Here is a 23,813-nt window from a genome sequence, read left to right as displayed (position 1 = left end):
AACTCCCTAACGCGCCGCCCGGGAGCGGCGACGAACATAATCTTCCACCATTTTCAGGTCCGATGGAAGTACCGCATATTTTTCCTCCGAATTCATTAAGTCGGCAAGCCATGACGGCAGGGCAGGGTGGATTCCGCTAGCCTCTTCCACGGCTGCCGGGAATTTCGCAGGATGCGCGGTACCGAGCACGATCATCGGAGTGTTGCCGGCAGATTGCAAGCCGGCGACATGAACGCCCGATGCCGTATGGGGATCGAGCAGATAGTTCGAGCGGGCAAGCGTGGCGCGGATCGTCTCGGCGACGTCAGCCTGAGTCGCGCGCCCGGCGTCGAATTCTGCGCGGATGCGTGCAAGCCCGTTTGCCTCGATGGTGAAGGCTCCGGATTGCTTCAGCGAATTCATGTAGCGGCGCACCGTCTCGGTGTTGCGTTCTGAAACCTCGAACAGCAATCGCTCGAAATTCGAGGACACCTGGATGTCCATTGACGGAGAAGTCGTCGCGACAACGCCCTTCATCCGGTATTCTCCGCTGGAAAGCGTGCGCGCCAGGATGTCGTTGTCGTTGGTGGCGATTACAAGCCGCTCGATCGGCAGTCCCATGCGTTTGGCGGCATATCCGGCGAAGATGTCGCCGAAATTGCCGGTCGGTACGGTGAAGGACACCGGCCGGTCCGGGGCGCCGAGCGAGAGGGCGGAAGAGAAATAATACACGATCTGGGCCATGATACGCGCCCAGTTGATCGAATTTACCCCCGACAACGAGACCGCGTCGCGGAAGCCATGGTCGTTGAACATGTCCTTCAGCAAGCCCTGGCAGTCGTCGAAATTCCCCTCGATCGCGAGCGCATGCACGTTGGCGGCCGTCGAGGTCGTCATCTGCCGCTGTTGGACGGGCGATACGCGTCCATTAGGGAAGAGGATGACGATGTCGGTGCGTTCGCGACCGGCAAAGGCCTCGATGGCGGCGCCACCGGTATCACCTGACGTGGCACCGACGATGGTCGCGCGCTCGCCACGCTCGGCAAGCACATGGTCCATCAGTCTCGCCAGCAACTGCATGGCGACATCCTTGAAGGCGAGGGTCGGGCCGTGGAAGAGCTCAAGGACGAAAGTGTTCGGGCCGGTCTGGATCAACGGGCAGACCGCGTCATGACGAAACGCAGCATAGGCTTCGCGCACCAGCCTCTCGAATACCGCCGGCGCGATTTCGCCGCCGAGGAAGGGCGTGAGTACGCGGATGGCAAGATCTGCATAGGAAAGACCACGCATGGCTTTGATTTCGGCGGGCGAGAAATGCGGCCAGGCCTCGGGCACGTAAAGCCCGCCGTCACGCGCCAGGCCAGCCAATACGGCGTCCGAAAAACCGAGCGCGGGGGCCTCTCCGCGGGTACTCACATAGCGCATCGTCGACTTTCCACTTCAGTTAACATTCCAGCTCTTTGCCGATATTCAGGCTAAGACGTGGATTTGTGCGCGCCCTCAGTCGCATTTTTGCCGTCTCGTTGCTATAGGTCGCCTGCTTCGCGTGAGGGAACTGCTTTTTATGGTGTTTCGTTCGTCCAATAGCCGCTTTGTCGCGGGTTTCGTTTCCATGGGCTTTATGCTGATCGTCGCAGGCTGCCAATCGAGCGACGGCGGCGGTTCCGGTGGCGGGTTCCTGGGCGTGGGCAAGAAGGACGACGCCGCGATCAATGCCGAGGTTGCCAAGGTCAAGGCCTCCGATCTGCGGGCTTATTGTCCGAAGGTGACGCTCCGCGAAGGCACCGCAGTTTACAGCACCTATGGCAAGGCTGGTGCGAAGCCAAAGGCACCCAAGGGTCAGGAACCTGCGGTCGCAACCGACACGACGCAGGACGATTCCGCCCGTCTCGCCTATCAGGCCTCGATCGGCGACGTGACGCGCGACTGCACCCGCGAGAACGGTATGCTGAAAATGAAGATTGCGGTGGCCGGGCGCATCGTGCCGGGGCCGACGGCAACTCCTGGCACCATCACCTTGCCGATCCGCATCGCCGTTGTCGAAGGCGACAAGGTTCTCTATTCGCAAATGTACCAGCACAAGGTGCAGGTCTCCGACACATCCACGGCCACCCAGTTCGTGCTGAACGACTCAAACGTTTCGGTCCCCGAACCGACCGCCGCAAGCTATCAGGCCTTCGCCGGTTTCGACGAAGGGCCTAAGAAGGTGCAGAAATCGGACGAAGAGCAGCCGGTCAAACGTCGTGTGCGCAGGCCGAAGCCGAAGGCTCCTCCTGTCGCGAATGCGCCGGCACCTGCCCAGGGAAGCCAGACCACGATCTCGGATATTCCGCGCTGAGGCGCAGGCCGAAAAAGAGGCTTAAAAAAGGGGCATCGGCCCCTTTTTCTTTGGCTGCTGCGTATGTCAGGCGTCCTGCGACCATTCCGACAGTGCCGCAAGCACGCTTTTCAGATCCGACCAGCGGTTGATCACCGTCTCGGCGCCAGCCTCGGTCAGGATATCGGCGTGGCCGGGATAGCTGTGCGCCGCGCCGGTGAACCCGATCACACGCATGCCGGCAGCGCGGGCGCCATAGATGCCATGGGCGGAGTCTTCGATCACGAAGGTGTTCGCGGGATCGGCCTTGAGCACTTGTGCGGCATGTAGGAAAACGTCCGGCGCCGGCTTGGTTTTCTTCGACGGTGTTTCGAGCGCGGAAAAGATGCGACCTTCGAACAGCGGCAGAAGCCGGACCTTTTCCAGCATGAAAGCGATGCGTTCCGAGCGCGAATTTGAACAGATGCAGCGCGGCGCCGTCACCGAGGCGACGGCCTGATGCACGCCGTCGATGGCGCGAACCTCCGATCGCAGCTTGCGGTCGACCAGCTCTTCCGCCCGTGTGATCAGCGACGCCTGGAAAGGGATATTCGCCTTGTGCTCGATCGCCAGCATGATGTCCTTGAAGGTGAGACCGGCATAGGTCTCGGCAATCTCCTCGGCACTGATTTCGAAGCCCGCTTCGGTTATCAGTTCGGCCTCGACACGCGCGGCGAGGATTTCGGAATCGACGAGCACGCCGTCGCAATCGAAAATGACAAGATCTGGCTGGGGCATTTCGGTCCATCTGCAGAAGGGGAGGCCGGCGCGGCATACACCAAGCTCCCGTGGGCGGCAAATCACGCCTTCACTTCATGAAATATTTACTCTGAACGGTAACCATAACGGCTGGTAAATGTAACGCGTGCCCCGGGGTAATCTGCATGTCTGCCGTGCGTCCTCTCGACGAACTTTCCCATACCCCTCAGCAGTCCGAATGGCTGGATACGATCCTGAAAGGGGATTGCGTCGCCGCGCTCGACCGCCTGCCGGCGAAGTCGGTTGATGTGATCTTTGCCGATCCCCCCTACAATCTTCAGCTTGAAGGCACATTGCATCGGCCTGACCAGTCCAAGGTCGACGCGGTCGACGACCATTGGGACCAGTTCGAGAGTTTCGAGGCTTATGATGCCTTCACCCGCGCCTGGCTGCTCGCGGCACGGCGGGTTCTGAAGCCGAACGGCACCATTTGGGTGATTGGCTCCTATCACAACATCTTCCGCGTCGGGGCGAAGATGCAGGATCTCGGCTTCTGGATCCTCAACGATATCGTCTGGCGCAAGACAAATCCGATGCCGAACTTCCGCGGCCGGCGTTTCCAGAATGCCCATGAGACGATGATCTGGGCATCGCGCGACCAGAAGTCCAAGGGCTACACCTTCAACTACGAAGCGCTGAAGGCCGCCAACGACGACGTTCAGATGCGCTCCGACTGGCTGTTCCCGATCTGCACAGGTGCGGAACGGCTGAAGGACGACAACGGCGACAAGCTGCACCCGACGCAAAAGCCGGAGGCACTGCTAGCCCGTATCATGCTGGCATCGACCAGGCCGGGCGATGTCGTGCTCGACCCGTTCTTCGGCTCAGGCACCACCGGCGCGGTGGCCAAACGTCTCGGTCGCCATTTCGTCGGCATCGAGCGCGAGCAGGCCTATATCGACGCCGCTTACGAACGCATCGCGTCGGTGAAACCGTTGGAAGGTGCTGATCTTACCGTACTGGCCGGCAAGCGCGCCGAGCCGCGTGTCGCCTTCATCAGCCTGATCGACAACGGCCTGGTCAAGGCCGGCACCACGCTTTATGACGCCAAGCGTCGCTGGTCGGCCAAGGTGCGCGCCGACGGCACACTGGCCATCGGTGACAGCGCCGGGTCCATTCATAAGATTGGCGCCGAGGTACAGGGGCTCGACGCCTGCAATGGCTGGACCTTCTGGCATTACGAACGGGCCGGCGGGCTTACCCCGATCGACGAATTGCGCAAGATCGCAAGGCTTGGCATGGAGCGGGCGGGGGCTTAGCCCTAGCCCTCCACGTCCACCCGGACGATCAGGCCATTACCGTTAAGGGTGATGGTCTCGGCGCCGTGCCGTTCCCGCCACACCCCGGTCTTTGTGCTGGTCCCTGTGAGCGACCATTCGGAGCGTGCGCTGTTTGATGACAGCGCTTCCAGCTTCTTGTCTTCCGCTTCCTGGTCCGGATATTCCTCGAAATAGGCGCGGAAGGCTGCCATGACGGCATCCCGCCCTTCGATACGTCCGCCAACCCCTTGCGAAATATAGACGACATCAGGCGCGAACATGGCCTCGATGGCGGCGAAATCCTGCGCGTTGGTGACCTCGTGGAACCGCGCGAGCGTCTCGGCCGGGTCGTGGACGACGCTCATGCTTCTATTCCCCGCTCCGCGAGGTCGCTCCTTAGGGTCGCGGCATCGGTGAACAGCACTGCCTGCCACCCCGCATCCTTGGCGCCGTCAACATTCTTCTGGCTGTCGTCGATGAACAGCGTTGCCGCCGGTTGGAGGCCAAAAGACTTGACGTGATGGTCGTAGATGGCGCGGTCCGGTTTGATCAGTTTTATGTCGCCAGAAACAGTGACGCCGCGCGGCCGCTTCAAGAATGTGAAGCGCTCCTGCGCCTCCCGGAACGTGTCGGAAGCAAAGTTGGTCAACATGGTAACGTCGCGGCCGCCATCGATCAGGGCTTCCATCAACGCGACGCTGTCATCATAGGCATGCGGGATCATCTCATGCCAATGGCGGCGGAAATTGCGGATGTTCTCGGCGTGGCTGGGGTGCTGAACGAGCAGCAAGCCTTCCGCCTCTTCCCAGGTGCGGCCGCGATCCTGTTCCACATTCCAGTCGCTCGTGCAGACATTGTCGAAGAACCACTGCCGCTCCGCTGCGTCTGGGATCAGCCGGCTGAATGGCAGGCTCGGATCGTAGTGCAACAATACCTTGCCGATGTCGAAGACGATGTGGCGAATTTCGGTCATGCTTTCCTCTTGTGCGGACCCTTCTGGGTGGAGCCGGGCATAGCCGCTTCGATTGCTTTTTTCATGACAGTGGGCAAGGCCTCGTCATTGATCCAGCCTGGGCGGGACCAGAAGAAACCTTGCGGAGCAACGGTGAAATCGACCTGTGCGGAATAGACCGCAAGCTCCAGGGCAAAATGGGTGAAGACGTGGTTGATGATGCCACAGGGGCGCCAATTCGCCGAAAAGGGCGCTGCGTCCATTCCGGTTGCGCCGTCGATACGCGCCGTCCAATCGCTGGTCGGCACCTCGGTCATGCCGCCTAGCAGGCCCTTTTCGGGGCGCTTGCGCAGCAGGATGGCGCCGTCGTGGCGAATAGCCACGTAAGCCGCACCGCGACGCGAAGGCTTCTCCGGCTTGGCGAGTTTCACCGGGTAGAATTCCGGATCACCGGAAAGGATCGCGCTGCAATCCTGGCGCAGCGGGCATAACATGCAGCGGGGCCGCCGCGGCGTGCAGATGGTAGCGCCGAGGTCCATCATGGCCTGCGCAAAGTCGCCAGGCCTTTCTTGCGACAGCATCTTTTCGACATGGGCACGGATTTCCGGCTTGGCGAGCGGCAAAGGCGTCTCGATTGAAAACAGTCGCGAGACGACACGCTCGACATTACCGTCGACCACTGCCGCAGGGCGCTTGAAGGCGATGGCAGCAATTGCTGCGGCGGTGTAGGCGCCAATGCCGGGCAGGGCCCGCAGTCCGGCTTCAGTGTCTGGAAAACGTCCATCTTGCGACGTGATCTGGTCGGCACATGCTTTCAGGTTGCGCGCCCGCGAATAATAACCAAGTCCCGCCCAGGCTTTCATCACATCATCGGAACTTGCGGCGCCAAGCGCCTCGACTGTGGGCCAGCGCTCAAGAAAGGCTTGGAAATAGGCCTTGACCGCCTCGACCGTGGTCTGTTGAAGCATCACTTCCGACAGCCAGACCCGGTAGGGGTCTGGCTCAACGCCTCTGGCCTGGTCGCGTGGCGACACGCGCCAGGGCAGGTCGCGATGATGCGCGTCATACCAGCCAAGCAGGCGGGCAGCGATATCGGTCCCGCTGTCATATGCGGGCTTGCGGCTGTGGTCTGGCGGTGTCATTGATCGTTGGGATGCGGTTCGGCCGGTCCTGCTGTCTGACGGAGAACGCATGGCAGGGAAACCTTCATACGGCAATCCCGTGCCGGTCAGCGATCTCGCAACCGGTATCTTGGAACCGGTGCTGCGCAAGCGTGCGGGCATCTCGATCGGTCTTGTCCAGTCCTGGGAGGAGATCGTCGGGCCGCGCCTGGCCGGCACGTCGCGGCCGGAGCGCATTCAATGGCCGCGCCGTATGAACGAGGACGATCCGTTCGAGCCGGCGGCGCTGGTGGTCGCCTGCCAAGGCGTTGCAGCGCTTCACCTGCAGCATCAGGCAGATGAGATCATCGGTCGCGTCAATGCATTCCTGGGGTTCCAGGCTATCGGTCGCATCCGCATCGTTCAAAAGCCGCTGACGGAGGCCAAACGCCGCACCGCTCGATCGCTTCGGCCTCTGACGCCGCTGGAAAAGACTCGTCTTGAACGTGTGGTCAGCGGCGTCGAGAACGAGGAATTGCGGGCTTCGCTTGAACGTCTTGGCGCTTCCATCCTCGGCCAGCGCAAATAGACTTCACCGCGCTCTCGCGCTTTCGTGATCGTTTCAACAGGTTTTCGCGATTGGACTTGGGCTCATCAATGCCTTAATTCCCGCGAACTCTCGCTTTTTCTCAGATATCCGTTGCAAAATCCAAGTTCTGATCAGGTGATTCGATGACCCGTCTTCTGTCCCGCAGATCCATTCTGACCACGCTGGCAGTCGCCCCCGCGGCGCTGGCTCTCGCTGCCTGCAACAAGGCGGGTGAGGCAGAAGCCGAGACCGCCAAGACGGCGGAGAACACCAAGCCTGCCGATGCGATGAAACCGGCCGAAGCCGCCAAGCCGGCAGCGGCTGCGCCGCAGTCCGCCGGTTCCGTCGACATGGCCGACCTCCTGAAGCCGGGTGCGCTGCCAGAAAAGCAACTCGGCAAGGACGACGCGAAGGTCACGATCGTCGAATATGCTTCGATGACCTGTCCACACTGCGCGCATTTCCATGAGACCACGCTACCAGCGCTCAAGACCAAATATATCGACACCGGCAAGGCGCGGCTGATCTTCCGCGAGTTCCCGTTTGACCCGCGCGCCGAAGCCGGCTTCATGCTGGCACGCTGCGCTGGCGACAATTATTTCCCGATGGTGGACGTTCTCTTCAAGCAGCAGCAGACCTGGGCCGTGGCCGAAAACGTCAAGGATGCCATGTTCCAATTGTCCAAGCTGGCCGGTTTTACACAGGAGAGCTTCAACGCCTGCTTGACGGACCAGAAACTTCTGGACCAAGTCAGATCGGTGCAGAAGCGCGGCGCGGACGAATTCAAGGTCGACTCAACGCCGACCTTCTTCATCAACGGTCAGACCTACAAGGGTGCGTTGTCGATTGAGGAACTGTCGGCCATCATCGACCCTCAGCTCTGACGTTCCGGCAACGCCGGGGCGGCAGCGGCTCGGCGCGAGCGCCCGTACGGGGCTGCGCGAATGAAATTCTCGCGGCTGCGCCTGCTCGGTTTCAAATCCTTCGTCGAACCCGGTGAGTTCGTTATCGAACGGGGCCTCACCGGTATCGTCGGGCCGAATGGCTGCGGCAAGTCCAACCTTGTGGAGGCTCTCCGCTGGGTAATGGGCGAAAGCTCCTACAAGAACATGCGCGCGTCCGGCATGGACGACGTCATCTTCTCGGGCTCCAACACGCGGCCGGCCCGCAACACGGCCGAAGTCACGCTTTTTCTCGACAATGTCGATCGCACGGCGCCGTCGGCCTTCAATGATGCCGACGAACTGCAGGTTTCGCGCCGTATCGAGCGCGAGGCGGGTTCGGTCTACCGCATCAACGGCAAGGAAGCGCGCGCCAAGGACGTGCAGCTTCTCTTCGCCGACCAGTCGACCGGCGCCCGTTCGCCTTCGATGGTCGGGCAGGGGCGCATCGGCGAACTGATCCAGGCGAAGCCTCAGGCGCGCCGCGCGCTGCTGGAAGAAGCTGCCGGCATTTCCGGATTGCACACCCGCCGCCATGAAGCGGAGTTGCGGCTGAAGGGCGCCGAGCAGAATCTCGAGCGGCTCGACGATGTCGTCGGCGAATTGGAAAGCCAGATCGAAAGCTTGAAGCGCCAGGCGCGTCAGGCTTCGCGGTTCAAGAACCTCTCCGCTGACATTCGCAAGGCCGAAGCCACGCTGCTGCATCTGCGCTGGACGCTGGCCAAGGGGCAGGAAGCCGAAGCGCGCTCGGCGCTTGCCACGGCGACCGCGTTGGTCGGCGACCGCGCCGCTTCGCAAATGAATGCCGCCAAAGAACAGGCCATCAGCGCCCATCGCTTGCCGGATCTGCGTGACGCGGAGGCCAAGGCCGCAGCTGCCTTCCAGCGCCTCTCGATTGCCAAGTCGCAGATCGAGGAAGAAGCGGGCCGTATCAGTGCCCGCCAGACCGAACTCGACCGGCGTCTGCAGCAGCTCGACGCCGACATCGAGCGTGAAGAGCGCATGGTGCGTGACAATGCTGCCGTATTGGAGCGGCTGGCAGCGGAAGAGACCACGCTGAATGCTGAAAACGCCGGCGCAGCCGAGCGGGAGGCCAATACCCGCGCAGCCTTCGAGCAGGCGACCGCGACGCTGGCGGCAAGCGAAGAAAAACTGGCCAAGTTGACCGCGGAGCGCGCTGAAGCCGCTGCTGGACGCAACCAGATCGAGCGCACCTTGCGCGAGGCCGCCGAACGCCGCGATCGTTTCGCCCGCCAGCTTGCCGATGCCGATCGCGAGCTTGCCGAAGTCGGCCAGCGCATCGCGGCTCTTGCCGATCCGGCCGAGAAAAAGATCCTCGTCGAGGAAGCGACGGAAGCGCTTGCCGCTACAGAGGCTGCGGCACTGGAGACCGAACAGCAGGTGATCGAGGCGCGTGGCGCAGAGGCAGCCGCACGCGGTCCGTTGCAGGAGGCCAAGGCCGAACTCGCTCGTGTCGAGACGGAAGCGCGCACACTGGCCAAGATCCTGAATTCGGCTGGTGGTGGCGATCTCTTCCCCGCTGTTCTGGAACAGATCAGCGTCGAACGCGGCTTCGAGACCGCCCTTGGTGCGGCGCTCGGCGAAGATCTCGATGTGCCGCTGGACCGCAGTGCCCCCGTTCACTGGGGTGATGGCGAGGTGCAGGCGGGCGACCCCGCTTTACCGGAAGGTGTTCGCAGTCTCGCCAGCGTCGTCAAGGCGCCGGGACAGCTGGCCCGTCGCCTGGCGCAGATCGGCATCGTTGAGGGAGGCGACGGCAAGCGTCTTCAGGCCTTGCTGGCGCCCGGCCAGCGTCTGGTGAGCCGCGAGGGTGCTCTGTGGCGCTGGGATGGCTTCACGGCGAGTGCCGACGCGCCGACGCCGGCTGCGCAGCGCTTGGCGCAGAAGAACCGGTTGGCCGAACTCGACGCGGAAGCTGTCGCAGCCACGCGTGTCGTGCGCGCCGCCGAGGAAACCCTTGCCAAGTCCGAAGCTGGTCTGCGTGCCGCTGTGGAAGCTGAAAAGGAAGCGCGCCAGGCTTGGCGCGAGGCGCAGCATGCGCTCGACGCTGCGCACAGTGCGCTGGTTCAGGCTGAAAGAGCGGCCGGCGAGTTCACGACGCGGCGGGCTGCGCTGACCGAGTCCCGGGCTCGTATCGTCGAGGCACATGAAGAAGCCTCCGCCATCCATGTCGAGGCGGAAGAGCAGTTGAAGGACGCTCCGGACCTTGCCGACCTGCAGTCGAGGCTCGAACAGGCAGCCGCCCATGTTTCGCGCGATCGTGCGGCACTCGCCGATGCGCGTGCCGTCCATGAGGGGCTGAAGCGCGAGGCGGAGGCACGCACCCGCCGCCTGGGTGCCATCCAGGGAGAACGCAGCAACTGGTTGTCGCGGGCAGAAAATGCCTCCGCCCAGATTGCCTCGCTTGGTGAACGCAAGGCAGAAGCTGCGGCCGAACGCGAGCAACTGGCCGATGCGCCCGATGAGCTCGACCAGCGTCGCCGCGCGCTGCTGTCGCAGCTTTCGGAAGCCGAGGCGCTGCGCAAGAATGCGGCTGATCGTCTGCAGGAGGCCGAAAACCGCCAGGCCGAGCTCGACAAGGCTGCGACCGCCGCCATCACCACGCTTGCCGAAGCCCGCGAAGCGCGCGTGCGCGCCGAGGAACGGCTGACCGCCGCCGACGAGCGTCGGCAGGAGGTCGAGGCTCGCATCCAGGAAGCGCTCAACACGCCGCCGCATCTGGTCATCCGCCATACCGGATTGGAGGCGGATAGCCCGATGCCCGACATGGGTGAGATCGAGCGCCAGCTTGAACGGTTGAAGATCGAGCGCGAACGGCTCGGTGCCGTCAATCTGCGCGCAGAAGAAGAGCAGCGCGAGCTCTCCGAGCGGCTGGAGACCATCGTTTCGGAGCGCGAGGACGTCATCGAGGCGATCCGCAAGCTGCGCCAAGCCATCCAGAGCCTCAATCGCGAAGGTCGCGAGCGCCTGCTTGCCGCCTTCGAAGTCGTCAACGGCCATTTCCAGCGTCTGTTCACCCATCTGTTCGGTGGCGGGACCGCCGAACTGCAACTGATCGAATCAGAAGACCCGCTCGAGGCAGGTCTCGAGATTCTGGCCCGCCCGCCCGGCAAGAAGCCGCAGACCATGACGCTGTTGTCCGGCGGTGAACAGGCACTGACCGCGATGTCGTTGATCTTTGCTGTCTTTCTGACCAATCCGGCGCCGATCTGCGTGCTGGACGAGGTCGACGCGCCGCTCGACGACCACAATGTCGAACGTTTCTGCAATCTGATGGACGAGATGTCGGCGTCGACGGAGACGCGTTTCGTCGTCATCACCCATAACCCGATCACCATGGCGCGCATGGATCGTCTGTTTGGCGTCACCATGGCGGAGCAAGGCGTCAGCCAGCTGGTTTCGGTCGACCTGCAGGCGGCAGAGGCGATGCGTGAAGCCAGCTGATCCACGCTTCATGGCATGCGTATCTACGCAGTTGGATTTTCGCCAATCTCAGTGGTAGCACTCACCGTCGGTCGGCTTGCCTGGTAGGAGCCGGCGGTCACGGAGAACGTCTTTGCCCATACTCGTCACCGGCGCGGCCGGCTTCATTGGCAGCCATGTCTGCCACCGTTTGCTCGACAGAGGCGAGGAGGTCATCGGCGTCGACGATCTGAACGACTATTACGATCCGGCGCTGAAGCAGGCGCGCCTTGAGCGGCTTTTTCCACGCAACCACTTCTCGTTCCAGAAGCTCGACATTGCCGAAGAGAATGCGCTGGCCTCGCTCTCGGGTCACGGTATCAACCGTGTCGTGCATCTCGCGGCCCAGGCCGGCGTGCGCTATTCGCTCGACAATCCGCGAGCCTACATCCGCTCCAACATTGCGGGCCACCTGGAAGTGCTGGAGTTTTGCCGGGCAGAGCCTGATTTCGAACATCTGGTCTATGCCTCCTCCAGCTCGGTTTACGGCGGCAACCACAAGGTACCGTTTTCCGAATCCGACAAGGTCGACACACCCGCCTCGCTCTATGCGGCCACCAAGAAGGCCGACGAATTGATGAGCCACACCTATGCTCATCTTTATTCCATACCGCTGACGGGCCTGCGCTTCTTCACGGTCTACGGTCCGTGGGGGCGTCCAGACATGGCCTACTGGCTTTTCACCAAGGCCATCCTTTCCGGCAAGCCGATCCGTGTTTTCAATCAGGGCGAGATGTGGCGCGACTTCACCTACATCGACGACATCGTCGAAGCGGTGGTGAAAGTCCTGGACAACCCACCGGTGGGTGAACTGCCGCCGGCACGGCTCTACAACATCGGCAACAACAACCCGGTGCGGCTGGATGAGTTTATCGACACGCTGGAGCGGTTGATCGGTGTCGAGGCCAAGCGCCAGTTCGAGCCGATGCAGCCGGGCGACGTCGAGCGCACCTTCGCCGATGTAACCGAACTCGACCGCGCCATCGGCTTCAAGCCGAACACGTCGATCGAGGAGGGGTTGCGGAAGTTCGTAGACTGGTATCGTAGCGAGTGGCAGGGGCCGGACCGCATAGCTGCGCGAACCTAACATCTCTCCCGGAGAGATAGGTTTGGGAACAGTCGTCCGAACAGAATTCGGTTGCAAACGGATGTCAGCATCCGCTGACCTGCTCGCTCACTTCTATCCAAGCTTTCGTCTTGAGGCCTCGCACCACTCTTGATTCGCTAAATACCAGTCAACTGTCTCCCCAAGACCTTCCTCAAATTGGCGTAGGGGACGCCAACCCAGTTCCTCGCGGGCTCGGGATGAATCAACGGCATATCGCAAATCGTGTCCGAGCCTGTCGGTGACGTACGCGATCTGGTCTGCGTATGACCCTTTCGGTTTGGTGCGCTTTTCATCAAGGTGCTTACAGATGGTGTGTACCACGTCGATATTAGCGCGCTCACTATCACCACCAAAATTGTATCGGCTGCCGATTTGGCCGAAAAGCATGACGCGTTCCAAACCCTCGACATGATCATCTACATGAAGCCAATCGCGAACGTTCAATCCCTTGCCATAAACGGGTAGCTGCTCTCCCCGGACAGCCTTGTCGATCATAAGTGGTATTAACTTCTCGATGTTCTGATAGGGACCGTAGTTGTTGGAGCAGTTGGAGATTACCACGGGCAATCCATAAGTGCGGCACCATGCTGCCGCCATGAAATCGCTGGCCGCCTTGGATGCCGAATAGGGTGAGGACGGGTTATATGGCGTGTCTTCCGTGAACCGTCCACCTTCCAAGGGTAGATCGCCGTATACTTCGTCAGTTGAGACATGAACAAATCGAAAGGTCGGCGTACGACCATTTTCGTTCCAATATGTCAACGCTGCGTCTAGCATAACGGTCGTCCCAACGACGTTGGTTTGGACGAATATAGGTGCGTTGGAAATGGAACGGTCTACGTGGCTTTCAGCTGCGAGATGCAGCACTGCATCGGGCTGGAAACTTCGAAAAACAGAAAGTAGCGGCCGGTTGTCTACAATGTCCAATTCCACAAAGCTGTAAGCAGGATGAGTTTCTACTGAAGCCAAGTTTGCTAGATTAGACGCGTAGGTTAATTTATCTGCATTGCAGACCGTATAACCTTCGGCAATTAGCCGCCTGCATAAGGCGGAGCCAATGAACCCGGCACCACCGGTTACAAGTATACGTCTGGGCGCGCGTTCGTGCACTATTACCTCTCAGCGCTTGGAAAGATCATCGCGTTCTTGCCGAACGATCGTCATCAAGGCTTCACCATAGGTCGATTGCTTCTGTTCATCAGCAAGTTCAGCCAATCGATCGATGGAAATCAATCCGTTTCGATACGCCAATTCCTCGGGGGAGCAGACTAGGAGGCCCTGCCGGTCCTGCAGAGTTTTCACAAAATCCGACGCCTGATGTAGGCTTTCGTGTGTTCCAGCGTCTAACCAGGCATAGCCGCGGTGAAGGATCTCGACTCCAAGTTGCTGGCGTTGGAGGTAATGGTTTAGCAGCGAGAGGATTTCCAACTCGCCGCGGGATGAACACTCAATCTCATCGGCGAAATCAGGTGCGCGTCCGTCGACAAAATAAAGTCCAGTCACAGCCCAGTGAGATTTTGGCGCGGCCGGCTTTTCCTCCAGACCGATCACGTCGTAGTTTGCGTTCAGCTCCACGATGCCGAAGCGGTGTGGATCGCGAACGAGGCTTGCGAAAATCGTTGCACCGGAACGGGTTTCGGCGTGGCTTAGAACCGCCTGCATGCCGTGACCAAAAAAGATATTGTCACCAAGGATAAGAACACTTGGTTCGCCGTCGAGATAGTCACGGCCAATGCGGAATGCATCGGCGATGCCACGTGGCTGGTCCTGAATGGCGTAGTTGAACATCATTCCCCATTTTGATCCATCGCCGAGAAGCCGTTGAAATGAGGGTAGGTCGTGAGGAGTGGAGATAAAAAGGACTTCTTGAACCCCTGACATGATCAGTGTAGAAAGTGGGTAGTAAATCAACGGTTTGTCAAAGATCGGCATCAGTTGCTTGGAAGTGCCCAGCGTAAGTGGGAGTAAACGGCTGCCTTTTCCCCCAGCGAGGACGATTCCCTTGCGGCGTGTGATTTTTATCTTATCTGTTCTTTTGTTTAGCACCTGATTTCGCCCTCACAGGAATACCGATTTTGACCAAAATTCGAATTCATGCAGAGGATATCTGCATAGAGTATACTAGTTCAATCTTTGCGCCTAACTCAGGGACGGATGCGAACCTGCTTCGCACAGCAGGAAGATGCTTGCGCATAGGTCAGGGTAGATCTTCCCAATTTCGAAACACCCTTCAAGGTATTCTTTCGAAACGATTTTTGCCCCGATAGCCTGATCCCACTGGAAGTTGGCCAGGGCCTTGAAGAATATTCCAGACCTCTCGACGACACGAAGCCCTGCTGCTCGCGCGTCGCGCTCAAGCGTATCCAGGGAGTATGTGCATCGATGACCGTGATTGGCCTCCGCTTGGGTGACCGCTGCGTTGTGAGTGATCAGTCCCATTTTCACCGCGATCTGTCGTGATGGCGCATTGGCATTCGGGCACACGAGGAACAGGCGGCCCCTTTCTGACAACCATTCCGAGTTTATTCGCTTCAACACGCCAACAGGGTCATCCAGATGCTCCAGCACATGGGTCAGCAGAATATTGTCGTAGCGTTTTGGAAGTTCCGCCTCCTCGAAGGTGGAATGGACGAACTTCAGGTGCATGGGAAGGGATGAACGCGCAATCTCAAGTGCTTCGTTTGCCGCTTCGACACAGGTGATATCATCGAAGCGATCAACGATACGCTTCGTGAATTCTCCTTTGTGGCTGCCGAGCTCTAGCAGAGAGCCGCTGACGAAAAATGGCTCGAACGACTTCAGCATAAATCCATGCATGACGTCGAAATCGAAGTCGTAGGCATATTTATGATCGCTGGTGTCTGCTAGCTCTGCGTTAAAGTCCCGCGTTTGACTCATGCTGATGTCCCCAGGGATCGTTGCATTGATATCGTCAGGCCCTGACGTCGTGTTCGCCGGAAACCGAGCCGATTGTAGCTTGCCACTGCGCTTTCGTTCTGTTCATTGACCGAGAGTTCCATTATTGTGCATCCTGCGTTTGCTGCAAAATCAATAGCTTGCATCATCAGCGATGACGCCACACCGGTGCGGCGCAGCGCGGGGTCGACGCTAACATTCGTCACAAACGCCACAGCCGTGGCGCAATCGATATAGATTGCGACTAGACCGACAAGGTCAACGTTCGTCCATGCCTCGAAGCGTTCGGCGCGCTCGTGGAGTTTTACTGCATAAGATTCGATGTCCACCCTGTCTCCCAAGGGAGGGATGAATGACGAACTGCAGGTTTTGAGGTGCCTGATTATGTCTGCGAGGGGCGCCTTGTTGTGAGTAATCGCGATGCTCACGCCACGATCTCTGCCAGGCCGAAGCCGTATCGACCAAATTCGTTTCCATTGTAGAGAAGCAGCGCTTTCCCATCCAGTATAAAGGCATGCGGATAGCATTGCATGTCACTGTCCCACTCACTACCGCTTCCAGGCAGAAACGTCGTGTCATCTCGACACCAGTGCTGCAGGTCGACTGAAACGGCATGGCCGATACGATAACCACGCCCCGCACCAGTCCTGAAGCCGAACGCCTCGCGAAAGCAGAAGAACATGTGATAGGCGCCGTCGAAGCGGATAACCGTGGGAAGCGCCTGGCATTCATCGGGGCCTAAGGCATCCGCGATGATCGGAACACCTGCTTCTCTTCGCCAGACAACGCCGTCGGCCGAGGTTCCATGCCCGATTTTATAGACGCGCTCAGCCTCGATCGACTGTTCGTTTGCCTTCCAAGCGATACCGAAAATGTACCACATGTGGAGGGCATCCTCGAAGCGCCTGACAAAAGCGTCGCCCACCAGAAACGGCTCGTCCGGTACCGGCGTAAGGATTGGACCGGCGCCCAGCGGTTTGCTGAAGGTCCGTCCTCCGTCGTCGCTTCTGACATATCCGACTGCTGTTTCGACGGACACGGAGACACGACGACTCCATCCTGTTGTGTAGGCGTGAATTGAGAGACCATCTTGGAATGGGCTAAGTGGGAAAATCCCATGTTCGTCGAATGTGCCCAACGCGCCGAGTTGGATCACCTCGTGTCGGGAGACATCCAGAACATTCTTAAGTGTTCGGTCGAAATCAACAAAAGCAATATGGCTGAGAAACTTACCAGACGCGTCTCGCGTGCGGGTCGAAAAGTATATCCGGATCCTATCTTCGAGTAACAGCACTTGGGGAGACTGTGCAAACCCCACGCCACCGCTGACAAGGTCATGGTCCATGGGATCAAAAATTTTGCCAAGCTTATGCAACCTCATTTTGACAATCCATATCGCTCGAGTTTCGCGAGCCCGAAGCCTTCTCTTCCGACGTCGTTGCCGAGGTATGCCATATAGATTTGTCCATCGACCTCGAACACGTGAGGATAGCTGACCATCTGCTCATCCCATCCCGTGTCGCTGGGCGCGATGCCGGCTAGGTCGTCATTCCTTTTCCAATGGATCAAGTCGGTGCTGGATGCGTAACCAATCCGGTAGCCACCCTCGCTACCGCGGTAGTTGGCGCTTCTGCGATAACAGAAGAACATGTGGTACTTGTCACCAATGCGAATGACATCGGGACTTGCTTGCGCTTCGTCCGGTTCAATCCGGGACGGGATCAGATCTCGCCCGAGTCTCTCCCAGTCCACACCATTGCAGGATATGGCAGACCGGATTTTGTAAATCGGTTCGGGCCGTTCGTCGTGGATCTTCCACTGGCGGCCGGCAATGTAGAAAAGATGCAATTGATCGTTGAAGCGCCGGATCTTCGGGCCACTCAGGATGAACGGCTCATCCGGTGCAGCGCTCAGCACGGGGCCTGGGCCAAGTTTCCTGAATGTACGGCCTCCGTCATCGCTGCGAGCGCAGCCGATTGCGACATCGAACGGAACGGAGGCGCAGCGCGTCCAGCCACCATAATATGCAAACATAGCTGAGCCGTCGCGAATGACCGAGACCGGATACGTACCAAACTCATCGAATGTGCCGCGTTCCCCCAAGGGGAGGATTGGTTGATCCGCGACTCTAACGATCCTTGTGAGATCGCGACGATCGAGATCGACGAAAGCGGAGTAACTGCTGAATTGGCCATTCGGTTCAGGGGGCGGCCTGCAGGAAAAATATACTCGCACGAATTCGTCGTGGATGATTGTTGAGGGCGCCTGAGCAAAAGCATTCATCCACAACGGCCGGTCGGTTAGCCGGCGGGGTGAGAATATCAGTCCGATCTTTGACCAGAGAAACTCCATCAAATCAGCTCGTAATCTTTTTGGATCATGTTCTGCGCCTCTCTCCGGGGCACTGACATCAGTACGTCCGCGATCGAAAGGTTCGCTATGAAATTGACGGATTTCTGGGGATAGCGTCGCGGGACATGGCGCAGGAACTTAAGGGTCATCCCGGCGGCTTCGAACGCCCGTGCCGAATAAAGTTCTAGCCCACCGATAGGGTTGATATAGGTCTTGGCGCCGAGGTCAAGGCAGGTGGCAATGACACGTTTCTCTCCCCTTGCCTCGGGATCGACTGAAAGGGAAGACGATGTTATGAGTGGAGCGCGAATCTCCAGATAGTTGAAGATCTGCTGAATTGAATGGCACAAAAATCGGAATAGATTGTTATCTGGAAACTCGACGATGACGCAGAGCACGGGAAAGAAATCCGCAAAAGCTGGTGCGTGCGTATAGGCGCCACGGAATTGGTTAAGCAGCTTTGTTCTCTCGAAACTCCCTGCCAACTCGCGTTCACCTATCGGGGCGCTGTCTGAGGCTTTCTGTATAGGGAGGCTGAAGATTGATTCCTCGCCGTTGGCGAGGAGCCGATTGCGATTGATCCAACCTTTTTTTGTGTACTTGATGTTGTCGTAGATCACGAATTTGTCGGCCGTCGCCGCCAGCTGGAAGTAGCCCATGTATGGCAAAAAATACGGTTGCATGATTGCAACGACTGGCGCCGCGAGCGTCATTTGGCGGCTGCGGTGATGAGGTCGCAAATATATTCGACCGTTTTTCTGTCTATGTCAGCATAGATCGGCAAACAGATAGCTTGGCTCGCCGCTCGCTTTGCTATCGGTAAATTTGTTGGGTCTGCCGAAGGGTTCGCTCGAAAGGCCTCCATATCCGAAATGAGGGGAAAGAAGTATTTCCGCGAAATGATGCCATTCGTCTTGAGCGTTTCGAAAAGCTCATCTCTCGTTTGGCCAAAACCGTCGGTAATCAAGATCGGATAGTAGGCCCCATTTGCAGGACCATTGACGCCACATGGGAATTTGATGCCGGGGACAGAACCCAGCCTATCGGCGTAGATCGCAGCAACCCTTTGCCTGGCTTTGATGTCGTTGCCAACATGCTTGAGTTGTAGCAGGCCTAACGCAGCGTTGAATTCGCTCATCTTGCCGTTCAAACCGACTGTCGGCATCTGAATTCCATCAACCAGACCAAAATTCTTGACTTCATCGATACGCGTCTTGGTCGCTAGGTCTCGACTGATTACGGCACCTCCTTCGAAAGTATTAAATACCTTCGTGGCATGAAAGCTCAAGACAGACATATCGCCAGCCTTGAGAATGCTCGAACCCTCATGCCGTACCCCAAATGCATGGGCAGCATCATAGATTATTTTCAGGCCATGCCGCTTTGCGATGTCCTCAATGGCCTTCACATCACAAGGGTTGCCATAGCAATGCACCGGCAAGATTGCCGAAGTTCTGGGCGTAATCGCGGCTTCGATCTGTTCGGCGGAAATGTTGAGATTGCGGGGATCGACGTCAACAAAGACAGGTTCCGCACCGGCAAGCACGATTGCATTTGACGTGGCTACAAATGAGAAGGGGGTCGTTATCACCTCCCCAGTTACCCCAGCTGCTTGAAGGGAAACCAAGAGAGCAATCGTGGCGTTCGTGAATAGGCTCACCTGCTCAACGTCGAAGTACTCAGCGAGGGCAAGTTCAAACTCCCGGTGAAATGGGCCACCGTTCGACAGCTGCTTCGCTTCCCATATCCTGGAAAGATATGGGATAAATTCGTCTAAAGGCGGCAACGATGGGCGCGTGACGAAGATGTTGTTATTGCTCATGGAACTCGATATTCCCCGTGCCCGCTTATCATATCGCGTCCCTGCGTCAAGTCGCCCAGGTTAGGGGTATGGCACGCGAGGAATCGGCGTTTCGAGATCGGAAGCCTGTAGGTGCGGTTGCTCCGTCTGCGGCAGAAGCCGGTGAAGAATTGTCGACGTCTCAAGCGCGTTTAGTGGTTTAGGTTTGACCCCAAGAGGTCGGTGCGCGTTAGGCCGCAATCAGTTACAGACCGGGTTTTATCGATCGGCGCCCACAGCTGTTGAAGTCGTGGTTTGTCATAACCGCCCATACCTTGCACTGTTTGCCAAGAAGCTGCCAAGCGATATTCGCTGGGGAATTTGAGTGAAAAGACTGCCAGCGTGTTCGTGTCGATTGCTCGCGGGCCTCCTGGCTCCATGAGTAGCCAGGCGCTCGATAGTGTCCGGCAGCTTTCGAGTTTCAGGCTGGAGATCAGCACATTGGCACTTCCTGAGTACCCTCCTGCAAGCCAAGGGTAGCCGACTGGGGTGGCATTAAGCGCGTAGAGGAGGCCGGGGGATTGGCCTGTAAAGTCGAGAATCGGCTCACTTTGGAACCCGGAACGCGTTGTCTTGTCTCGGACTTCCGCGATGTAAGCTGCATATCCGGCATCGATTCTCAGGTTTGAATGCGTGCTCCCGACTGAAGCGGAGGCCATGTTCATCCATAGAGCAGCCGGCTGCCGATAGGGCTGCTGTATACCGCCGTACAATGCTAGCGCTGAAACGATCTGGGTCGCAGCAGTGACGGCAATAATCGCATTTGGCAGGCGGACATATGCCATTAGCGGAGCTAAGCCAGCAAGAACCCAGAAAAATGCGACGTTGCTCCCCACGCTCCAGTGGTTGTTGTTCGTTCCAAACGCGAAAACATGGGGAAATAGAAGAAATGCGCACGCAATCGGCCAGATGGGCGTTTGGACTTCCGAAGCAAGAGCGGGCCTCGCCATGATGGAACTCGACCCCGCCCCCAAGCAAATACCTAGCAGTGGAAAGCTGCTTAGTGCTGTTGCCCATTGACCCAGTGCGATCCAGCCCAGCGCGCCAACGATGATCCACACCACAAGAATAGGTGGCGCAAATAGAGAACCATTTGCAAGCCTAGGGCGGGTGGGGTCAACCAGACAAGCCGCCGAGATCGTTCCAAAGAAGGCGATCAAACAGGCAGCGGCATCCTGCGATGTCAGAATAAGGGGATCCCAGCGGAATAGCGAGGAACTTGAGTAGCCTGCTCCGGATAGCACCTGCATATCATAGCCAAGCCGAAGTCGTTCGATGAAACGTTCGACAGAGCCGTCGATAAGTCTGGCTGACGACCACAAAAGCCCCGTCACACTCAACGCAGCCGCTACCCAGAAACGAAATGATCTCACGGCTGAAAGCAGTGCTAAGATGAAAACGCAGACCGCAAGGGCCGCTGCGGTGGACGGTTTTGCCATGAAACACAGCCATCCTCCGGTACCAGTCAACACTCCTCCAAGTGTCGCGAACGAAATGTAGCGCTTTGAAGCGAGCACCAGCCCTATTGACGTCAGGAGCATGCCTGTAAAAGCGAGGGTGTTGTAGTTCGGAGTGGAAAGCTGGGCACCGACAATCCCCAAGGCAGAGGTTGAGAGCCCGATTGCCGCGGTTATCTGCGTCGATGTTGTCAATTCAGTTAGGTGCGCGCGAATCCACAGGCCCGCAAGAGTCGAGGCAAGTCCAAAGATCAAGAGTAGGTTCAGGATACGATAGAGTGCAACATTGCGGCCAAGGACGTCGAATGTCGGTCCATAAACAAAAGCGAATTGCGAGACAGACCATAAGTATCGGCTCCGATGTGCTGCCCAAGCTAGGTAATAGCCGTCATCGGTGAACTCGAAGCCAAATCGCCCGTACCAAAGGGCGCAAAACAAGATGGAAAGCGACGCAACAATCGACGACAGCTCGACCAGTCGCGATGTCCGCATAACGGTTATTCGATTTTCAGGTTCATCTTGCTCTTCCACGGCGTAAAGCTAGCCCGGCCGCAGGGACCAGAACTTCGCGGAGGCGAAATTCAGGAGTATTACGAAGGGCACCAAACATAACTGCGCCCAAAATGGAGGCAGTCCGCTAGAGTTCACCAAAACATGGAGCGCTGCGGCATTGAGCGTGACTGACGCTAGTCCCGTGGTCAGGTATTTCAAAAATCTTGAACCGAATATGAGCTGAGGCTGTGGTTTAAAAGTCCAGATATAATTTATAATATAAGTAAAAATCCAACCAATTGCCGAAACAAGAAAAAGTGAAATTATATAGTTTGCATGTATAATATCAACAAAGACATAAAAAATAATGAGAGTCATAAGGAAGTTGGTGCCGCCAACAAAGATGAATTTATTGAATTGGATGGCAGATTTCTCGTTTTTCAGCATTAAACAATTTCTCGGATCACAAAATTAGGGCGCTTCCGAACCTCTTCATTGATACGCCAGACGTATTCTCCCACAAGGCCAAGCATAATCATGTTTAAGCCACCAAGCAAAAGAATAACCATCATGATCGGCGCCCAGCCGGTAAACGGCGTGTATCCCATGGCCCAACTTATCGCGATGGAGATGGCCCACAACAGTCCGAGCATGGCTGTGATGAAACCGATAAGGGAGATGAAACGAATAGGTAGATACGAAGCATCGAGGATTGCATCGAGGAAATTCTTGAGCTTTTTCGAAAAATTATACTGCGATCGGCCGATCGTTCGCTTCATACGAGCGTAAGGAATGAAGGTTGTGTTGAAGCCAGCCCAGAGCAAGTCACCTTGAAAAAAACGATGCCGCACATCGATACTGTTGAAAAGGTCCATCACCCGTCGATCCATGAGCACGAAATCGAAGCCGCCTGCCGGAATCTGCGGCAGGGACATTCGGATCAATCCATAGGCGACCTTGGAGAACAGTTTCGCGGAGAAAGCATCGGCCCGGTCGGTACGATAGCAGATGACTGTCTCGGAGCCCTGCCGCCATTTCTCCACCATCTTGGGGATCAGATCGATAGGATCCTGGATGTCGGCCGATATATTGATAATGGCATCCCCAGTTGCCGTCTTAAAGCCAGCAAGCATCGCCGCCATCTGGCCAAAATTCCGGGTGAAGTTTACCGCGACCACGCCCTCGTCAGTTGCTCGTTTCGAGAGGATTTCTTCCCACGATCCATCTGTTGAGCCGTCATTTACGAAGACAATTTCGTACGTGTAAGCGCTAAGCTCGCCCCTAAACAGAGCCGTGAGCTTGTCGTAAGTCGCCGAGATGGCCCCTGCGTTCTGATAGACGGCGACTACAAAGGATATTTTCATTGGAACCTACGGCTGTTGCCTTGATGAAGACTTCTCCCAATCTCGTTCAAGATTCGTCAATTGAAGCCTGTTGTGGGGCGTCCTCAGTCACTCTGTGCCTATATCGCCCCAATAGACAGTAAGTCTACCGTGAATAGAGTAGCCGGAGCGCCGCGGATATCTAAGCTTATTGATAGGGAGTGGCTGGGGCGCCAGGATTCGAACCTGGGAATGTCGGTACCAAAAACCGATGCCTTACCGCTTGGCGACGCCCCAATAACCGGTCGCTTGAATCGGATGTGAGCGGCCTTATAGGCAGAGCCGGCCAAAAGCACAATCGTCAATAGTCGTCAAAATCAACACGCCGGCCTGAAGGCGTAATTTGCGATGCTACGGCTATTCTCCCCAGACCGCCAGCTCATTACCGGCCGGGTCGAGGAAGTGAAAACGTCTGCCGCCCGGAAAAGAGAAGATCGGCTTCACCATCGTGCCGCCGGCGTTCGTTACCGCGTTGAGCGTCTCTTCCAGGTTTTCAGAATAGAGCACCGGCAGCGGCTTGGCTGTGGCTGCCGAGGCGTCGGCGTCAAAGCCGCCGTCCAGCCCTTCGCTGAAAGCCGAATATGTAGGGCCGTAGTCCGTGAACGACCAGGAGAAAGCCGCACTGTAGAAAGCCTTGACGTTGTCGAGCTTGCCATTGGTGGCGGGCATTTCGATATAGTCGAGTTTGCCTGTCTCCCGCATCGCTGCGCTCCATTGTTCCTTTTATGTTCTCTTTATCGCACAGATGGCGGTGGGAGCTCAAGGGGGCCTGATCGCTCGGCAGTCGAGCCGCTATCGACGACGGCTGATTCCCTTTCCCGCTCTGGGGCGGAAAGCGGATAGCGCCT

At 57.9% G+C, this 23,813-nt stretch carries 23 protein-coding genes and 1 tRNA gene; 6 read left to right on the top strand and 18 right to left on the bottom strand.

Translation table 11 applies throughout. The features are described from left to right. Positions 1 to 6 precede the first annotated feature (6 nt). Positions 7 to 1,404 carry a threonine synthase gene (gene thrC / locus L4923_RS14825; RefSeq protein WP_239366340.1) on the bottom strand — a complete coding sequence of 466 codons (1,398 nt, stop codon included), beginning with the start codon at positions 1,402 to 1,404 and terminating at the stop codon, positions 7 to 9. A gap of 139 nt (positions 1,405 to 1,543) precedes the next feature. Here thrC and L4923_RS14820 point away from each other — a divergent pair, with 139 nt between their 5' ends. Further along, positions 1,544 to 2,317 (top strand): hypothetical protein, encoded by a 774-nt coding sequence (locus L4923_RS14820; RefSeq protein WP_239366338.1) that lies wholly within the window; start codon positions 1,544 to 1,546, stop codon positions 2,315 to 2,317. A gap of 66 nt (positions 2,318 to 2,383) precedes the next feature. Here the strand turns inward: L4923_RS14820 and L4923_RS14815 are convergent, their stop codons facing one another. After that, positions 2,384 to 3,073, bottom strand: a complete 690-nt coding sequence (locus L4923_RS14815) for an HAD family hydrolase (RefSeq protein ID WP_239366336.1) — start codon at positions 3,071 to 3,073, stop codon at positions 2,384 to 2,386. 146 nt (positions 3,074 to 3,219) lie between these two features. Between L4923_RS14815 and L4923_RS14810 the strand changes: the two genes are divergently transcribed. Continuing rightward, entirely contained in the window at positions 3,220 to 4,353 is a 1,134-nt protein-coding gene (locus L4923_RS14810) for a site-specific DNA-methyltransferase (RefSeq protein ID WP_239366334.1), read from the top strand. Between the two features lie 2 nt (positions 4,354 to 4,355). On the opposite strand, the gene L4923_RS14805 is transcribed toward L4923_RS14810, so the two are convergent. Genes L4923_RS14805 through mutY form a run of 3 tightly spaced genes read right to left on the bottom strand, consistent with a single transcriptional unit; the run spans position 4,356 to position 6,447 of the window. After that, complete coding sequence (locus L4923_RS14805; RefSeq protein ID WP_239366332.1) at positions 4,356 to 4,718, bottom strand: nuclear transport factor 2 family protein; 363 nt, start codon at positions 4,716 to 4,718, stop codon at positions 4,356 to 4,358. Then, complete coding sequence (locus L4923_RS14800) at positions 4,715 to 5,326, bottom strand: HAD family hydrolase (protein ID WP_239366331.1); 612 nt, start codon at positions 5,324 to 5,326, stop codon at positions 4,715 to 4,717. Before L4923_RS14800 ends, L4923_RS14805 begins: the two co-directional genes overlap by 4 nt. Then, positions 5,323 to 6,447 (bottom strand): A/G-specific adenine glycosylase, encoded by a 1,125-nt coding sequence (gene mutY, locus L4923_RS14795; RefSeq protein ID WP_239366330.1) that lies wholly within the window; start codon positions 6,445 to 6,447, stop codon positions 5,323 to 5,325. The genes L4923_RS14800 and mutY overlap by 4 nt, the downstream gene beginning before the upstream one ends. A gap of 49 nt (positions 6,448 to 6,496) precedes the next feature. Between mutY and L4923_RS14790 the strand changes: the two genes are divergently transcribed. The 4 genes from L4923_RS14790 to L4923_RS14775 all read left to right on the top strand — a co-directional run bounded on the left by L4923_RS14790 (position 6,497) and on the right by L4923_RS14775 (position 12,505). After that, positions 6,497 to 6,994, top strand: a complete 498-nt coding sequence (locus tag L4923_RS14790; protein ID WP_239366329.1) for a DUF721 domain-containing protein — start codon at positions 6,497 to 6,499, stop codon at positions 6,992 to 6,994. A gap of 143 nt (positions 6,995 to 7,137) precedes the next feature. After that, positions 7,138 to 7,878: a DsbA family protein gene (locus tag L4923_RS14785; RefSeq protein ID WP_239366328.1), complete on the top strand. Its 741-nt coding sequence runs from the start codon at positions 7,138 to 7,140 to the stop codon at positions 7,876 to 7,878. Positions 7,879 to 7,938: 60 nt separating this feature from the next. Continuing rightward, positions 7,939 to 11,400 (top strand): chromosome segregation protein SMC, encoded by a 3,462-nt coding sequence (smc, locus tag L4923_RS14780; RefSeq protein WP_239366327.1) that lies wholly within the window; start codon positions 7,939 to 7,941, stop codon positions 11,398 to 11,400. Positions 11,401 to 11,512: 112 nt separating this feature from the next. After that, on the top strand, positions 11,513 to 12,505 hold the full coding sequence (locus tag L4923_RS14775; RefSeq protein ID WP_239366326.1) for an NAD-dependent epimerase/dehydratase family protein: 993 nt from the start codon (positions 11,513 to 11,515) through the stop codon (positions 12,503 to 12,505). A gap of 93 nt (positions 12,506 to 12,598) precedes the next feature. Here the strand turns inward: L4923_RS14775 and rfbB are convergent, their stop codons facing one another. The 13 genes from rfbB to L4923_RS14715 all read right to left on the bottom strand — a co-directional run bounded on the left by rfbB (position 12,599) and on the right by L4923_RS14715 (position 23,667). Beyond that, positions 12,599 to 13,636 carry a dTDP-glucose 4,6-dehydratase gene (rfbB, locus tag L4923_RS14770; protein ID WP_239366324.1) on the bottom strand — a complete coding sequence of 346 codons (1,038 nt, stop codon included), beginning with the start codon at positions 13,634 to 13,636 and terminating at the stop codon, positions 12,599 to 12,601. 9 nt (positions 13,637 to 13,645) lie between these two features. Further along, positions 13,646 to 14,572 carry a glucose-1-phosphate thymidylyltransferase RfbA gene (gene rfbA / locus L4923_RS14765; RefSeq protein ID WP_239366322.1) on the bottom strand — a complete coding sequence of 309 codons (927 nt, stop codon included), beginning with the start codon at positions 14,570 to 14,572 and terminating at the stop codon, positions 13,646 to 13,648. A 93-nt stretch (positions 14,573 to 14,665) separates the two neighbouring features. Further along, the gene (locus L4923_RS14760) at positions 14,666 to 15,424 is read right to left on the bottom strand and encodes a class I SAM-dependent methyltransferase (protein WP_239366319.1); all 759 of its coding nucleotides are present in this window, start codon (positions 15,422 to 15,424) and stop codon (positions 14,666 to 14,668) included. Continuing rightward, positions 15,421 to 15,771, bottom strand: coding sequence for a GNAT family N-acetyltransferase (locus L4923_RS31095; RefSeq protein WP_239366316.1), 351 nt, complete (start codon positions 15,769 to 15,771; stop codon positions 15,421 to 15,423). Before L4923_RS31095 ends, L4923_RS14760 begins: the two co-directional genes overlap by 4 nt. A gap of 95 nt (positions 15,772 to 15,866) precedes the next feature. Beyond that, the gene (locus L4923_RS14750) at positions 15,867 to 16,823 is read right to left on the bottom strand and encodes a glycoside hydrolase family protein (RefSeq protein WP_239366313.1); all 957 of its coding nucleotides are present in this window, start codon (positions 16,821 to 16,823) and stop codon (positions 15,867 to 15,869) included. Next, positions 16,820 to 17,794 (bottom strand): glycoside hydrolase family protein, encoded by a 975-nt coding sequence (locus L4923_RS14745; RefSeq protein ID WP_239366309.1) that lies wholly within the window; start codon positions 17,792 to 17,794, stop codon positions 16,820 to 16,822. The genes L4923_RS14750 and L4923_RS14745 overlap by 4 nt, the downstream gene beginning before the upstream one ends. Next, on the bottom strand, positions 17,794 to 18,507 hold the full coding sequence (locus tag L4923_RS14740; RefSeq protein WP_239366307.1) for a WbqC family protein: 714 nt from the start codon (positions 18,505 to 18,507) through the stop codon (positions 17,794 to 17,796). Before L4923_RS14740 ends, L4923_RS14745 begins: the two co-directional genes overlap by 1 nt. Further along, on the bottom strand, positions 18,504 to 19,616 hold the full coding sequence (locus tag L4923_RS14735) for a DegT/DnrJ/EryC1/StrS family aminotransferase (protein WP_239366305.1): 1,113 nt from the start codon (positions 19,614 to 19,616) through the stop codon (positions 18,504 to 18,506). The genes L4923_RS14740 and L4923_RS14735 overlap by 4 nt, the downstream gene beginning before the upstream one ends. A 170-nt stretch (positions 19,617 to 19,786) precedes the next feature. Continuing rightward, positions 19,787 to 21,622, bottom strand: coding sequence for a hypothetical protein (locus L4923_RS14730; RefSeq protein ID WP_239366303.1), 1,836 nt, complete (start codon positions 21,620 to 21,622; stop codon positions 19,787 to 19,789). Between the two features lie 9 nt (positions 21,623 to 21,631). Beyond that, entirely contained in the window at positions 21,632 to 22,030 is a 399-nt protein-coding gene (locus L4923_RS31220) for a GtrA family protein (RefSeq protein WP_425530949.1), read from the bottom strand. Then, positions 22,030 to 22,947, bottom strand: coding sequence for a glycosyltransferase family 2 protein (locus L4923_RS14725; RefSeq protein ID WP_239366302.1), 918 nt, complete (start codon positions 22,945 to 22,947; stop codon positions 22,030 to 22,032). The genes L4923_RS31220 and L4923_RS14725 overlap by 1 nt, the downstream gene beginning before the upstream one ends. A gap of 180 nt (positions 22,948 to 23,127) precedes the next feature. Continuing rightward, positions 23,128 to 23,202, bottom strand: a tRNA-Gln gene (locus L4923_RS14720). Positions 23,203 to 23,322: 120 nt separating this feature from the next. Further along, a complete protein-coding gene (locus tag L4923_RS14715) occupies positions 23,323 to 23,667 on the bottom strand; it encodes a VOC family protein (RefSeq protein ID WP_239366301.1) in 345 nt (114 codons plus the stop codon). Positions 23,668 to 23,813: the final 146 nt, after the last annotated feature.

Source organism: Terribium retamae (assembly GCF_022347545.1).
Lineage (GTDB): Bacteria > Pseudomonadota > Alphaproteobacteria > Rhizobiales > Rhizobiaceae > Mesorhizobium > Mesorhizobium retamae.
Note: the sequence above shows the minus strand (reverse complement) of the source record. Positions and strands in the feature narration are given on the sequence as shown.

What these genes read in the sequence shown, in the direction of transcription:
- L4923_RS14715 (WP_239366301.1), bottom strand. Translation starts at nt 23,667, where the DNA reads ATGCGGGAGACAGGCAAACTCGACTATATCGAAATGCCCGCCACCAAT.
- L4923_RS31220 (WP_425530949.1), bottom strand. Translation starts at nt 22,030, where the DNA reads ATGCTGAAAAACGAGAAATCTGCCATCCAATTCAATAAATTCATCTTT.
- L4923_RS14750 (WP_239366313.1), bottom strand. Translation starts at nt 16,823, where the DNA reads ATGAGGTTGCATAAGCTTGGCAAAATTTTTGATCCCATGGACCATGAC.
- L4923_RS14760 (WP_239366319.1), bottom strand. Translation starts at nt 15,424, where the DNA reads ATGAGTCAAACGCGGGACTTTAACGCAGAGCTAGCAGACACCAGCGAT.
- L4923_RS14805 (WP_239366332.1), bottom strand. Translation starts at nt 4,718, where the DNA reads ATGAGCGTCGTCCACGACCCGGCCGAGACGCTCGCGCGGTTCCACGAG.
- L4923_RS14810 (WP_239366334.1), top strand. Translation starts at nt 3,220, where the DNA reads ATGTCTGCCGTGCGTCCTCTCGACGAACTTTCCCATACCCCTCAGCAG.
- L4923_RS14725 (WP_239366302.1), bottom strand. Translation starts at nt 22,947, where the DNA reads ATGAAAATATCCTTTGTAGTCGCCGTCTATCAGAACGCAGGGGCCATC.
- smc (WP_239366327.1), top strand. Translation starts at nt 7,939, where the DNA reads ATGAAATTCTCGCGGCTGCGCCTGCTCGGTTTCAAATCCTTCGTCGAA.
- L4923_RS14745 (WP_239366309.1), bottom strand. Translation starts at nt 17,794, where the DNA reads ATGGAGTTTCTCTGGTCAAAGATCGGACTGATATTCTCACCCCGCCGG.
- thrC (WP_239366340.1), bottom strand. Translation starts at nt 1,404, where the DNA reads ATGCGCTATGTGAGTACCCGCGGAGAGGCCCCCGCGCTCGGTTTTTCG.
- L4923_RS14735 (WP_239366305.1), bottom strand. Translation starts at nt 19,616, where the DNA reads ATGAGCAATAACAACATCTTCGTCACGCGCCCATCGTTGCCGCCTTTA.
- L4923_RS14800 (WP_239366331.1), bottom strand. Translation starts at nt 5,326, where the DNA reads ATGACCGAAATTCGCCACATCGTCTTCGACATCGGCAAGGTATTGTTG.
- L4923_RS14815 (WP_239366336.1), bottom strand. Translation starts at nt 3,073, where the DNA reads ATGCCCCAGCCAGATCTTGTCATTTTCGATTGCGACGGCGTGCTCGTC.
- L4923_RS14790 (WP_239366329.1), top strand. Translation starts at nt 6,497, where the DNA reads ATGGCAGGGAAACCTTCATACGGCAATCCCGTGCCGGTCAGCGATCTC.
- L4923_RS14785 (WP_239366328.1), top strand. Translation starts at nt 7,138, where the DNA reads ATGACCCGTCTTCTGTCCCGCAGATCCATTCTGACCACGCTGGCAGTC.
- L4923_RS14820 (WP_239366338.1), top strand. Translation starts at nt 1,544, where the DNA reads ATGGTGTTTCGTTCGTCCAATAGCCGCTTTGTCGCGGGTTTCGTTTCC.
- L4923_RS14740 (WP_239366307.1), bottom strand. Translation starts at nt 18,507, where the DNA reads ATGACGCTCGCGGCGCCAGTCGTTGCAATCATGCAACCGTATTTTTTG.
- mutY (WP_239366330.1), bottom strand. Translation starts at nt 6,447, where the DNA reads ATGACACCGCCAGACCACAGCCGCAAGCCCGCATATGACAGCGGGACC.